This is a genomic window from Streptomyces sp. DF42 (genome assembly GCF_058267695.1).
Genome location: NZ_CM177859.1, coordinates 2,324,789 through 2,337,594 on the forward strand (window position 1 = coordinate 2,324,789; position 12,806 = coordinate 2,337,594).

At 69.9% G+C, this 12,806-nt stretch carries 11 protein-coding genes; 6 read left to right on the top strand and 5 right to left on the bottom strand.

What is annotated here, in order from left to right:
• The first annotated feature begins 4 nt into the window (after window positions 1–4).
• Genes tal through pgl form a run of 4 tightly spaced genes read left to right on the top strand, consistent with a single transcriptional unit; the run spans window position 5 to window position 4,593 of the window.
• Entirely contained in the window at window positions 5–1,147 is a 1,143-nt protein-coding gene (gene tal / locus ACYUED_RS10630) for a transaldolase (RefSeq protein WP_491292027.1), read from the top strand.
• A 4-nt stretch (window positions 1,148–1,151) separates the two neighbouring features.
• Complete coding sequence (gene zwf, locus ACYUED_RS10635; RefSeq protein ID WP_491292028.1) at window positions 1,152–2,690, top strand: glucose-6-phosphate dehydrogenase; 1,539 nt, start codon at window positions 1,152–1,154, stop codon at window positions 2,688–2,690.
• Complete coding sequence (opcA, locus tag ACYUED_RS10640) at window positions 2,687–3,814, top strand: glucose-6-phosphate dehydrogenase assembly protein OpcA (protein ID WP_491292029.1); 1,128 nt, start codon at window positions 2,687–2,689, stop codon at window positions 3,812–3,814. Before zwf ends, opcA begins: the two co-directional genes overlap by 4 nt.
• Window positions 3,811–4,593: a 6-phosphogluconolactonase gene (pgl, locus tag ACYUED_RS10645; RefSeq protein ID WP_491292030.1), complete on the top strand. Its 783-nt coding sequence runs from the start codon at window positions 3,811–3,813 to the stop codon at window positions 4,591–4,593. The genes opcA and pgl overlap by 4 nt, the downstream gene beginning before the upstream one ends.
• A 139-nt stretch (window positions 4,594–4,732) precedes the next feature.
• Here the strand turns inward: pgl and ACYUED_RS10650 are convergent, their stop codons facing one another.
• The 5 genes from ACYUED_RS10650 to ACYUED_RS10670 form a co-directional block, all read right to left on the bottom strand.
• On the bottom strand, window positions 4,733–5,572 hold the full coding sequence (locus ACYUED_RS10650; RefSeq protein WP_266512208.1) for a carbohydrate ABC transporter permease: 840 nt from the start codon (window positions 5,570–5,572) through the stop codon (window positions 4,733–4,735).
• The gene (locus tag ACYUED_RS10655; RefSeq protein ID WP_491292031.1) at window positions 5,569–6,930 is read right to left on the bottom strand and encodes an ABC transporter permease; all 1,362 of its coding nucleotides are present in this window, start codon (window positions 6,928–6,930) and stop codon (window positions 5,569–5,571) included. Before ACYUED_RS10655 ends, ACYUED_RS10650 begins: the two co-directional genes overlap by 4 nt.
• 6 nt (window positions 6,931–6,936) lie before the next feature.
• Entirely contained in the window at window positions 6,937–8,259 is a 1,323-nt protein-coding gene (locus ACYUED_RS10660) for an ABC transporter substrate-binding protein (protein WP_491292032.1), read from the bottom strand.
• A 78-nt stretch (window positions 8,260–8,337) separates the two neighbouring features.
• The gene (locus tag ACYUED_RS10665) at window positions 8,338–9,966 is read right to left on the bottom strand and encodes a glycoside hydrolase family 13 protein (RefSeq protein ID WP_491292033.1); all 1,629 of its coding nucleotides are present in this window, start codon (window positions 9,964–9,966) and stop codon (window positions 8,338–8,340) included.
• Window positions 9,967–10,122: 156 nt separating this feature from the next.
• On the bottom strand, window positions 10,123–11,394 hold the full coding sequence (locus ACYUED_RS10670; RefSeq protein ID WP_491292034.1) for an ABC transporter substrate-binding protein: 1,272 nt from the start codon (window positions 11,392–11,394) through the stop codon (window positions 10,123–10,125).
• A gap of 123 nt (window positions 11,395–11,517) precedes the next feature.
• On the opposite strand from ACYUED_RS10670, the gene ACYUED_RS10675 reads away from it, so the two are divergent.
• Together ACYUED_RS10675 and ACYUED_RS10680 are read left to right on the top strand one after the other, a co-directional pair.
• On the top strand, window positions 11,518–12,033 hold the full coding sequence (locus ACYUED_RS10675) for a PadR family transcriptional regulator (protein WP_266512222.1): 516 nt from the start codon (window positions 11,518–11,520) through the stop codon (window positions 12,031–12,033).
• The gene (locus ACYUED_RS10680) at window positions 12,030–12,791 is read left to right on the top strand and encodes an ABC transporter ATP-binding protein (RefSeq protein ID WP_491292035.1); all 762 of its coding nucleotides are present in this window, start codon (window positions 12,030–12,032) and stop codon (window positions 12,789–12,791) included. Before ACYUED_RS10675 ends, ACYUED_RS10680 begins: the two co-directional genes overlap by 4 nt.
• Window positions 12,792–12,806: the final 15 nt, after the last annotated feature.

Consider the following 12,806-nt stretch of genomic DNA (forward strand, 5'->3'; position numbering starts at 1 on the left):
TTCCATGACAGACGCACTCCAGCGCCTCTCCGAAGAAGGCGTCGCGATCTGGCTGGACGACCTGTCGCGCAAGCGGATCACGTCCGGCAACCTCGCCGAGCTGATCGACCAGCAGCACGTCGTGGGCGTCACCACCAACCCGACGATCTTCCAGAAGGCGATCAGCAGCGGCGACGGTTACGAGCAGCAGCTCACGGACCTCGCCGCCCGCAAGGTCACCGTCGAAGAGGCCGTACGCATGATCACCACGGCGGACGTCCGCGACGCCGCCGACATCCTGCGCCCGGTGTTCGACGCCACCGACGGCCAGGACGGCCGCGTGTCGATCGAGGTCGACCCGCGCCTGGCCCACAACACCAAGGCGACGGTCGCCGAGGCCAAGCAGCTCGCCTGGCTGGTCGACCGCCCCAACACGCTCATCAAGATCCCGGCCACCAGGGCGGGTCTGCCTGCGATCACCGAGGTCATCGGCCTCGGCATCAGCGTCAACGTCACGCTGATCTTCTCGCTGGAGCGCTACCGCGAGGTCATGGACGCCTACCTTTCCGGCCTGGAGAAGGCCAGGGAGCGCGGCCTCGACCTGTCGCTGATCCGTTCGGTGGCGTCCTTCTTCGTGTCCCGTGTGGACACCGAGATCGACAAGCGGCTGGACGACCTGGGCACCGACGAGGCCAAGGCTCTGCGCGGCAAGTCCGCCGTCGCCAACGCCCGTCTCGCGTACCAGGCGTACGAGGAGGTGTTCGGCTCTGCCGACAATGCGACACAGTCCTCGGACCGCTGGAGCAAGCTGGAGAACGCGGGCGCCCGCACGCAGCGTCCCCTGTGGGCCTCCACCGGCGTCAAGGACCCGGCGTACAAGCCGACCCTGTACGTCGACGACCTGGTGGCGCCGAACACGGTGAACACCATGCCGGAGGCCACCCTGCAGGCCACCGAGGAGCACGGCTCGATCACCGGCAACGCGGTCGCCGGTACGTACGGCCAGGCCCGCGCGGACCTCGACGCCGTCGAGAAGCTCGGGATCTCGTACGACGACGTGGTCAAGGTCCTGGAGGACGAGGGCGTCGAGAAGTTCGCGGCGTCCTGGAACGACCTGCTCAAGTCGACCGAGGCGGAGCTGGAACGCCTCGCCCCCTCGGAGGGCTGATCTCTTGGCTCCTTTCTCCGGTTCCGGAGCGAATCCGCTTCGTGACCCCGCGGACCGACGGCTCCCGCGTATCGCGGGGCCGTCGGGCCTGGTCATCTTCGGCGTCACGGGCGATTTGTCCCGAAAGAAGCTCATGCCCGCCGTGTACGACCTCGCCAACCGGGGTCTGTTGCCGCCGGGCTTCTCCCTCGTCGGCTTCGCGCGCCGCGAGTGGAAGCACGAGGACTTCGCGGCCGAGGTCCACGACGCCGTCAAGGAGCACGCCCGTACGCCGTTCCGTGAGGAGGTCTGGCAGCAGCTCATCCAGGGGATGCGCTTCGTGCAGGGCACCTTCGACGACGACGACGCGTTCGAGCGGCTGCGCGCCACGATCGAGGAACTCGACAAGGCACAGGGCACGGGCGGCAACTTCGCCTTCTACCTGTCGGTGCCGCCGCGCTCCTTCCCCGTGGTCATCCAGCAGCTGAAGAAGCACCACCTGGCCGAGCAGACCGGCGGCTCCTGGCGCCGCGCGGTCATCGAGAAGCCCTTCGGCCACGACCTGAGGTCGGCCGAGGAGCTCAACAAGGTCGTCCACGAGGTCTTCGCCCCGGACCAGGTCTTCCGCATCGACCACTACCTGGGCAAGGAGACCGTCCAGAACATCCTGGCGCTGCGCTTCGCCAACACGATGTTCGAGCCGATCTGGAACCGGTCCTTCGTGGACCACGTGCAGATCACCATGGCCGAGGACATCGGCATCGGCGGCCGGGCCGGCTACTACGACGGCATCGGCGCCGCCCGCGACGTCATCCAGAACCACCTCCTCCAGCTGATGGCGCTCACCGCCATGGAGGAGCCCGCCTCCTTCGACGCGGACGCGCTGGCCGCCGAGAAGACCAAGGTGCTCGGGGCCGTACGGCTGCCGAAGGACCTGGGCCGCGACACCGTGCGCGGCCAGTACGCGGCGGGCTGGCAGGGCGGCGAGAAGGCGGTCGGCTACCTCCAGGAGGAGGGCATCGACCCCAAGTCGAAGACCGACACGTACGCGGCCATCAAGGTGGAGGTGGACAACCGCCGTTGGGCGGGCGTCCCCTTCTATCTGCGGACGGGCAAGCGCCTGGGCCGCAGGGTCACCGAGATCGCCGTCGTCTTCCAGCGGGCGCCGCACTCCCCCTTCGACCACACGGCGACGGAGGAGCTCGGCAAGAACGCGATCGTGATCCGCGTCCAGCCGGACGAGGGCGTCACGGTCCGCTTCGGCTCGAAGGTGCCGGGCACCTCGATGGAGATCCGGGACGTGTCGATGGACTTCGCCTACGGCGAGTCCTTCACCGAGTCCTCTCCGGAGGCGTACGAGCGTCTGATCCTGGACGTGCTGCTGGGCGACTCGAACCTCTTCCCGCGCACCGAGGAGGTCGAGCTGTCCTGGAAGATCCTCGACCCGATCGAGGAGTACTGGGACCAGAACGGCAAGCCCGCCCAGTACCAGTCCGGCACCTGGGGGCCCGTCGAGGCGGACGAAATGCTCGAGCGAGACGGACGGAGCTGGCGCCGGCCATGAAGATAGACCTCACGGACACCACGGCCAGCAAGATAAACAAGGCGCTGGTGCAGGGCAGGCGGGCCATCGGCACGCCTGCCGTGGGCATGGTGCTCACGCTGGTCATCGTCACGGACGAGGAGAACGCGTACGACGCCCTGAGGGCGGCGAACGACGCCTCGCACGAGCACCCTTCGCGCACCCTGGTGGTCATCAAGCGCGTCTCCCGCACGCCCCGCGACCGTACGCAGTCCCGCCTGGACGCCGAGGTCCGGGTGGGCGCGGACGCCGGGTCGGGCGAGACGGTCGTCCTGCGTCTGTACGGCGAAGTGGTGCACCACGCGCAGTCGGTGGTCCTCCCCTTGCTGCTGCCGGACGCGCCCGTCGTCGTCTGGTGGCCGGTGAACGCGCCCCTCGACCCGGCGAACGACCCCCTGGGCGCCCTCGCCCAGCGCCGCGTCACGGACACGTACGCCTCGGAACAGCCGGTACGGGAGCTGACGGCCCGCGCCGACACCTACACCCCCGGCGACACCGACCTCTCCTGGACCCGCATCACGCCCTGGCGCTCGATGCTGGCCGCTGCCCTCGACCAGGTCACCTGCAAGGTGGAGGCCGTCGAGGTGGAGGGCGAGGAGTTCAACCCGAGCTGCGAGCTGCTCGCGATGTGGCTGGCGGACCGGCTGGACGTGCCGGTGAAGCGGTCGCTGTCGAACGGCCCGGGTCTGACGGCGGTCCGTATGGCCACCGACACGGGCCAGGTCGTCCTGGACCGTGCGGACGGTTCGCTCGCCACCCTCTCCATCCAGGGCCAGCCGGACCGTGCGGTGGCGCTGAAGCGACGCGAGACGGCCGAGCTGATCGCGGAGGAGCTGCGGCGGCTGGATCCGGACGACACCTATGCGTCGGCGCTGCGGTTCGGGGTGGAGCGGCTGAACCCGTCGGCACCCGCGTCGTCGGCGCCCGCGCCATCGGCGCCCGCGCCGTCGGCACAACCCGTGGCCGAGGATCCGGCCAAAGGAGTACCGGGCCGCGTCGAAACCCCTGCCGAAGCCCCCGTCGAAGGCGCTGCGAAAGCTCCCGCGAAGGAAGCGGCGGCGGAGGCAGCGGTGACCGGCGAGGCGAAGAAGGCGGCGGCGAAGTGAGCACTCCGCAGCTGGTCGTGCACCGCGACAAGGAACTGATGGCGCAGGCCGCCGCGGCCCGCCTCATCACGAAGATCGTGGACGCGCAGGCCTCCCGGGGCTACGCGTCCGTGGTCCTCACCGGTGGCCGCAACGGCAACGGCCTGCTGGCCGCCCTGGCCGCCGCCCCGGCCCGGGACGCGGTCGACTGGGGCCGGCTGGACCTGTGGTGGGGGGACGAGCGCTTCCTGCCCGAGGGCGACCCCGAGCGCAATGTCACGCAGGCCCGTGAGGCCCTGCTCGACGCCGTTGCGCTGGACCCTGAGCGCGTGCACGCCATGCCGGCGTCGGACGGCCCGTACGGCCCGGACGTCGAGGCGGCGGCGGAGGGGTACGCCCAGGAGCTGGCCCGTGCGGCCGGCCCCGAGAACCACGGTGCCGTGCCCTCGTTCGACGTCCTGATGCTGGGCGTCGGTCCGGACACGCACGTGGCGTCCCTGTTCCCGGAGCTTCCCGCCGTCCGGGAGACGGAGCGGACAGTGGTGGGCGTGCACGGCGCCCCCAAGCCGCCGCCGACGCGTGTCACCCTGACCCTGCCGGCGATCCGTGCGGCGCGCGAGGTCTGGCTGCTGGCGGCCGGTGAGGACAAGGCGCAGGCCGCGGCGATCGCCCTCTCCGGGGCGGGCGAGGTCCAGGCCCCGGCGGCGGGCGCGCGCGGCCGCTCCCGCACACTGTGGCTGCTGGACGCGGCTGCGGCTTCGCAGCTGCCGAGGTCGCTGTATCCGCCGGCTTCGGCCTAAGCCCCCTGGGGCTCCGGCCCCCGCACCCCCGCTTCGGAGGGGCTGGAAATTCAGCCCCTCCGGCGCTTGAGGAGCGGAGGTCCGGGGGCGGAGCCCCTTGGGGCGGGTAGGGGCGGCGGGGGCGAGAGCTCTCGCCCCCTCACTTCACCGACCCCGCCATGACCCCCTGCACAAAGTGCCGCTGGAACGCGAAGAACACGACCACCGGTACGACCAGCGACAGAAACGCCCCCGGCGCCAGCACATCGATGTTGCTCCCGAACTGCCGTATCTGCGACTGGAGTTGAACAGTCAACGGCTGCGAGGAACTGTCCGCGAACAGCAGCGCCACCAGCATGTCGTTCCACACCCACAGGAACTGGAAGATGGCCAGCGAGGCGATCGCCGGGCGCCCCACGGGCAGGACCAGCCGCGTGAAGATCCGCCACTCACTGCCACCGTCCATGCGAGCCGCCTCCAGCATCTCCTTCGGCATCTCGGCGAAGTAGTTGCGCAGGAGGAACACGGCGAACGGCAGGCCGTAGGCCACATGGAAGAGCACGACCCCCGGAATCGTCCCGAACAGCCCCAGTTCTCCGAAGAGTTTGGCCACCGGCAGCAGTCCGATCTGCACCGGCACCACCAACAGGGCCACCACGACCAGGAAGACGGCCTCCCGCCCGGGAAAGTCCAGCCAGGCGAAGGCGTATCCGGCCAGCGCCGCGAGGACGACGACCAGCACGGTCGCCGGCACCGAGATCAGCACCGTGTTCCAGAACGCCTGCGTCATCCCGGCGTTCTTCAGCAACGCCGAGTAGTTGTCGAAGGACAGCTGGCCCGGACTGGTGAACACCGTCCACCAGCCACTGCTCGCCGAGTCCTGCGTGGACCGCAGCGAGGACAGGAACAGCCCCGCCAGCGGAGTGAGCCACACCAGGCCGATCAGCACGAGAAAGGCCTGCACCACTCCGCTGCTCAGAGTGCGCCGCACCGCGTTCATCGCTGACTCCTTCGGAAACGACGGACGTTGAGGACCATGGCGGGCACGACCAGCAGCAGGAGCAGCACCCCGAGCGCGCTGCCGAGTCCCTGGTTGTTGCCGCCGCCGAACGACACCAGCCACATCTGCGTGGCGAGCACGGTCGCGTCCTCCTGCACCGGGCCGGGCGCGATGATGTAGACGAGGTCGAAGACCTTCATCACGTTGATCACGAGGGTCACGAAGACCACGGTCAGTACGGGCGCGAGCAGCGGGACCGTGATCCGGCGGAAGATCTGCCACTCGTTCGCGCCGTCCATCCGCGCCGCCTCCAGCGCGTCCCGCGGCAGCGCGGCCAGCCCCGCGCCGATCAGCACCATCGCGAAGCCCGTCCAGATCCACAGATACGCGCCGATGACGGCCGGCGTGACGAGCATCGGCCCGAGCCAGGAGATGCCGTCGTACGGCTGAGCGAAGTTCGAGGCCGGCAACTGCACCGCGTACGAGCCGGACTTGAGACCCGTGAAGCGGAAGGAACCGTCGGACCCGGTGGTCGTGCGCGCGACTGTCGTGCCGTCGTCCCGCACCGCCTCGACCCTCATCTGCGGCAGCCCGCTCTCCCGCCGGTCGACCTGCCCCTGCTTCCCTCCCCCGCCGGGCGTGAAGTCCAGGTAGACGACCCCGCGCAGTTCGTCGGCCGCCGCCCCCCGGTGCGCGGCCGTGTACGCGGGCCCGGCATCGCCCGGCAGGTCCTTCGGCGCGACGCCGACCAGCCCCAGCGCCACCGAGTCCCCCGGCGACACGCGGCCGTTCGTCCGGTACGAACCGTCCGGCCGCGCCGCCAGACCCTGGCCCTCGCGAGCCCGTGCGGCCGGATACTCCGAGGTGCTCTTGAAGGCGTCGTGCACGCCGACCACGGCCGCGTTCAGCACGCCCTTGTCCGGGTCCTCGTCGTAGGCGAGCCGGAAGATGATGCCCGCGGCCAGGAAGGACACCGCCATGGGCATGAACAGCAGCAGTTTGAAGGCCGTCGCCCAGCGGACCTTCTCCACCAGGACGGCGAGGATCAGGCCGAGGCCGGTCAGCAGCGCCGGGGCGACGACGACCCAGATCGCCGTGTTGCGAACGGCCTTGAGGGTCGCCGGGTCCCGGAACATCTCGGTGTAGTTCTCGCCGCCCACGAAGCGCGTGCCGGACGCGTCGAAGAAGCTGCGGCCGACGGAGAACAGCACCGGGTAGACGACGAGCGCGCCCAGCAGGAGCAGTGCCGGCAACGCGAACAGCACGGCGATGAACCGCGCCCGCCGCCGTGAGCGGCGAGCACGTTCAACCGCCCCGAGTCCAGGCGGACTCGTCTCTTTCAGCAGAGTCGCGGTCATGGCCCGTCAGCCCTTGTAGGCCTTGGCCGCCGCGGTCTCCAGCTGCGCCGCGGTGCCCTTCGGGTCGGACGGGTCGCGCAGGAAGTCCTGGAGCAGCTTCCACTCCCCCGCCCCCTTCGTCCCGCCGAAGGCCGCCGGCGCCTGGTCGGACATGTCGAAACGGACCGAATCCCCGGCTCCGACAAGGGACTTGGCGGTAGCGCGGGTGACATCGTCGCCGTACGAGTCGAGCGTCAGCTTCCTGTTCGGGGACAGGAAGCCGCCGGCCTTCGCCCACACGGCCGCGGCTTCGGGGGTCGCGAGGTACTCCAGGAGCTTCATGCCGGCCTTGGTGTTCTTGCCGTCCTTCAGGACCACGGCCGCGTCGCCGCCGCTGACCACGGGCGCCTTGCCCCCGTCGACCGCCGGGAAGGGGAAGAAGTTCGCGTCCGCGCCGATGCTCTTGCCGAACTGGTCGTGGGCCACTCCGGCGACGAAGTCGCCCTCGTACACCATGCCCGCCTCGGGCTTGGGGCCGAACACCTTCTCCACGGAGCCCGGGAAGTCGGTGTTGAGGGCCCCCTTCTGGCCGCCGGCTATCAGCTGCTTGTCCTTGAAGAGCTTGCCCAGCGTGCCGAGTGCCCTGACCACCGAGGCGTCGGTCCACTTCAACGTGTGGGCGGCCAGGGCGTCGTACTTCTCGGGACCGGCCTGCGAGAGGTAGATGTTCTCGAACCAGTCGGTGAGGGTCCAGCCGTCCTGACCGGCGACCGAGAAGGCGGCCAGGCCCGAGTCGGAGACGGTGTGTCCGGCCTTCAGCATCGCGTCGTACGTGGTCGGCGGCTTGATGCCGGCCTGGTCGAGGGCGTCCGGGCTGTACCAGACCGTCGACTTGTGGGCGGCCTTGAAGTAGAGACCGTAGAGGTGACCGTCGACGCTGCCGTACTTCTTCCAGACGGGCGCGTATCCCGCGTCCACGGACTTCTCGGTGGTGGCCGACAGCGGCTTGAGCCAGCCCTTCTTCGCGAACTGCTGCAACACGCCGACCTGCGGGACCATCACCACGTCCGGCGCGTTGCCGCCCTCGATCTTGCTGCCGACGACGGTGGAGACGTTGTCACCGGTGGACGTGAACTGCGTCTTGGCGCCGGTCTTCGCGCTGAACGCGTCCAGCACCTTCTGGAAGTTCTTCTGCTCACTGCCGGACCAGACACCGGCCACGGTGACCGTCTGCCCGCTGAGCGCCTTGTCACCGCCGCCTGCGGAGACCGGACCGCCGCCTGAGCAGGCGGTGGCGCCGAGGGCCAGGGCGGTGCAGCTTGCGAGCATGGTCGTACGTCGTCGCATCATCGTTGATGTCCCTTCAAGGGGTGAGTAACTGACGAACAATCAGGGGAATGGGCGGTGATCAGCGGTCCGTGACGGTGGTCAGAGGTCGTTGATCCACCACGCGGCCGTCGAGCCGGGCAGCACCCCGATCGGGCACGGGCCGCTGGACAGCAAGGGGGTGCCGGAGACCGGCGCGGGTGTGGGCGCCGTACCGAAGTTGACGGCGCAGACGAGGCCGTCGCCCCGGGTGAAGGCGAGGACGCCGGGTGGGGTGTCCAGCCAGCGCAGCATTCCCTCGCCCAACTGGGGCAGCGCGGCGCGGAGTTGGAGGCCGTCGCGGTACAGGTGCCAAAAGGAGCGGGTGTCGGCGAGGGCGCGGTCGGTGGCGTACTCGGCGAAGTACGACGGCTGCGGCAGCCAGGGCCGTGCGCTCTCGGCGCCGGAGGTGAAGCCGAAGGGTGACGCCTGCCCGGACCACGGCAGCGGCACCCGGCAGCCGTCACGGATCCGCGCCCGGCTGCCGGTGCGGCGGAAGATGGGGTCGGTGAGCACGTCGTCGGGCAGGTCGACGACCTCGGGCAGGCCCAGCTCCTCGCCCTGGTAGATGTACGCGGCGCCGGGCAGCGCCAGCATCAGCAGCGCGGCGGCGCGGGCGCGGGCGGCGCCGAGGCCGCTGCCCCCGGTGGCGAGTTCGCCGTAGCGGGTGACGGTGCGGACCTGGTCGTGGTTGTTGAGCACCCAGGTGACCGTGGATCCGGTACCGGCGATGTCCTGCATGGCCTCGGAGATGACCTTGCGGAAGGCGTCCGCGTTCCAGGGTGCGCTGAGCAGGTCGAAGAAGAAGGCCTGGTGAAGCTCGTCCGACCGTACGTACTTCGCGTGCTCGCGGGCGCTGGGCACCGACACCTCGCCGACCAGCAGCCGCTCGTGGCCGTCCCGTGCCGTGTACTCCTCGCACACCGCCCGCCAGTGCCGCCACACGTCGTGCACCTCGGGCTGGTTCCAGGCGAGCGGGTTGACGGAGTCGCGGGTGCGGGCGTCGGCCTCGGGGTCGTCCGAGTCGGGCAGGCCGGGGTGCTTGAAGAGGCCGGCGGCGACGTCGATACGGAAGCCGTCGACGCCCCGGTCGAGCCAGAAGTGCAGCACCCGGTCGAACTCGGCGGCGACTTCCGGGACCCGCCAGTTCCAGTCGGGCTGCTCGGGCGCGAACATGTGCAGGTACCACTGGCCGGGGCGGCCGTCGGTCTCGACGACCCTGGTCCAGGCGGGGCCGCCGAACATGGAGTGCCAGTTGTTGGGCGGCTCGCAGCCGTCCGTGCCGCGTCCGTCGGCGAAGTGGAAGCGGGCGCGGGCCGCGCTGCCGGGCGCCGCCGCGAGCGCCTCCTTGAACCACGGGTGCTCGCTGGAGCAGTGGTTGGGCACCACGTCGAGGAGCACCTTGACGCCGAGCCGCCGGGCGGCCGCCACCAGCAGGTCGAACTCGGCGAGGTCGCCGAAGAGCGGGTCGACGTCGCAGTAGTCGGCCACGTCGTAGCCGTGGTCGTGCTGGGGCGAGGGATAGAAGGGGCTCAGCCAGATCCCGTCCACGCCCAGCTTCTTCAGATACGGCAGTCCGGCCCGGACCCCGGCCAGATCTCCGATGCCGTCGCCGGTGCTGTCCAGGAAGCTGCGGACGTACACCTGGTAGATCACCGCGTCACGCCACCAGCGGCGGTACTTACTCAACATGCATGCATGTTAAGTAGACGTGTCGAGAGGGTGTCAATGAACAGGCGGAAGCTACCGAGGAGTCAACCCTTTATATGCCTATTTAATGGGCCACAATCAGCCCAAGAGAGACCGCCGCGTTACCTAACAAGTAACTAGGACAGGCAACCAGGAGGGCTATCGGCCGGGAATGGCGGCCAGTTCCCGCGCCAGCCGTCGCACCGCCGCCGTGGGCGTCTCGTGCCCGGTCATCGCGTCCTGCACGACCGCCTGCACCACCAGGCTGACCTGGTCGTAGCGCGGGCTCTTGGGGCGCGGCTGGGCGGAGACGACGCTCTTGCGCAGGGTCGGCAGATACGGGAACCGCCGTATCAGCGCGGGATCTTCGTACAGCGCGGCGCGTACGGGCGGCAGCGCACCGCGCGTGAGGACCTGGCGCTGGACGGGCTCGCTGGTGAGGTACGCGATCAGGCGGGCGGCCGAGTCGGGATGCCGGGTGTGCGTGTTGACGGCCAGGTTGGAGCCCCCGAGGACGCTCTTCCCCGGCCCGTCCGGCCCGGGCAGCGGTACGGCTCCTATCCTGCCGGCGACCGGGGAGCCCTTGGCGGACGCGGCGACGTAGGCGTAGGGCCAGTTGCGCAGGAACAGCAGGTGGCCGTCCTGGAAGGCCTGCTTGGACTCCTCCTCCTTGTACGTCAGCGCCTTCTTCGGGATCCAGCCCTCGCGCACGCCCCGGGCGAGGAACCCGATGCCCTCGCGTGCGGCCGCCGAGTTCACGGTGACCCGTGCGCCCTCGTCGCCGAGGATGCTGCCGCCCGCGGAGTAGACGGCCTCCGCGGCGTTGACGGTGAGGCCCTCGTAGGGGAGGAACTGCCCCGCGTAGCCGTCGAGTCCGTACTTCGGCGCGATGGTCCTGGCGTCGTGCTCCAGCTCGGCCCAGGTGCGCGGCGGCCGGACGCCCTCCTTGGCGAGGATGTCCTTGCGGTAGAGGAGCAGGCCGGCGTTGGTGACGTACGGGACGGCGTACAGATGGCCGTCGTAGGTCGCCGTGTCGACGACCGGATCCAGGAAGCTCTTCAGCGGGAAGCGGTCGCGGGGCAGTGGCCTTATCCAGCCCGCCGCCGCGAACTCCGGGGTCCAGTTGACGTCGATGTTGAGGACGTCGAACCGGCTGCGGTCGCCGCCGCGCAGGTCGGTGGCCATCTGGGCGTGGGTCTCGTCGGCGGAGTCCGGCAGTTCGACGAGGGTGACCTTCTCGCCGGGGTGGGTGTGGTTCCAGCCCTCCAGCAGGGGGCCGAGATAGCTGGTGAGGTCTCCCGCGGTGGCGAGCGTCAGGGGTCCGCGGCCGCCTGCCGTGCCCTCGTCGGCGCGCGCGCCGGAGGCGACGTACCCGGTCATGACCACGACGAGAACCAGGAGGCCCCTACCGGCGGCATGGATCCACCGCATAGGTTCCTCCCTGTACACCGGCACCGCGGGCATCCTCGCCCGGGGACAGAGGCCATGTATACCTGTTAGGTATGCGCGATACTAGGGCCTGGAGCACATTACGAGGACGGGAGGACAGCACACGTGCGCCTGCCCCTCCTGGCACTCCTCGCACGCGGCCCGGCCCACGGCTACGAGCTGAAGCAGGACCTTGAGCAACTGCTGGGCTCCGCGTACCCTCAGCCGAACGTCGGCCAGATCTACGTAACCCTCGGCCGCCTCGAGAAGCAAGGGCTGATCGAGGGCAAGGACGTCGAGCAGTCGAGCAGGCCCAACAAAAAGGTCTACGACCTCACCGACACCGGGCGGGCGGCACTGCGCGCCTGGTTCGAGGAGCCCGAGGACGAGCCGCGGGTGCGGGACGAGTTCTTCATGAAGCTGGCACTCGCTCCGCAGACGGGGCTCGCCGAGCAGATCGCCCTGATCAACAAGCAGCGGCGCCAGTACCTCAACACCATGCGTGACCTGTCGAAGCTGGCGGCCGCCGAAGACCGCGACAACCGCATCGCCCATCTGCTGATCGAGGGCGCGATGCTGCACCTGCAGGCCGACCTCGACTGGCTGGAACGGTGTCAGGAAGAGCTGGAGGAGCTGGAGTGAGTGCTGGGTCGAGTGACAGCCCCGCTCCCGTGCTGCGCGCCGAAGGCCTGGTCAAGACGCACTACGGCGAGGGTGCCCCGGCGTATGCCGTGCGCGGGGTCGAGCTGTGTGTGCGGCAGGGCGAGTTCGTGGCCGTCACCGGCCCGTCCGGCGCCGGCAAGTCGACGCTGCTGCACCTGCTGGGCGGGCTGCAGCGGCCCGACGGCGGCAGCATCCTGCTGGACGGCGAGCGCACGGACACATGGAGCGAGGCGCGCTGGGCGGTGGAGCGCAGGAAACGGATCGGCATCGTCTTCCAGTTCTTCAATCTCGTATCCGGACTGTCGGTCGCCGACAACGTGGAGCTGCCGGCGCTGCTGGCCGGGGTGTCGCCGAAGCGGGCGCGTGCCGAGCGGGAGGAGCTGATGGGCGAACTGGGTCTGGCAGGCAAGGAGCGGAGCCTGCCGGGCGAACTGTCCGGCGGCCAGCAGCAGCGGGTCGCGCTGGCCCGGGCGCTGGTCAACCATCCGCCGCTCCTGCTGGCCGACGAGCCCGCGGGCAGCCTGGACAGCAAGGGCACCCGCGAGGTGATGCGGCTGCTGTCCCGCTTCCACCAGCGCGGCCAGACGATCGTGCTGGTCACCCATGACGCCCGGCTGGCGAGCGCCGCGGACCGGGTGATCAGCTTCTTCGACGGCCGGATAGCCGACGACGCGGAACTCGACGGCACGCCGTCGCGCGCAACGGGCATATCCGGTGTGCTCGAACTCAGGGACTGACATGCGGGTGTACGA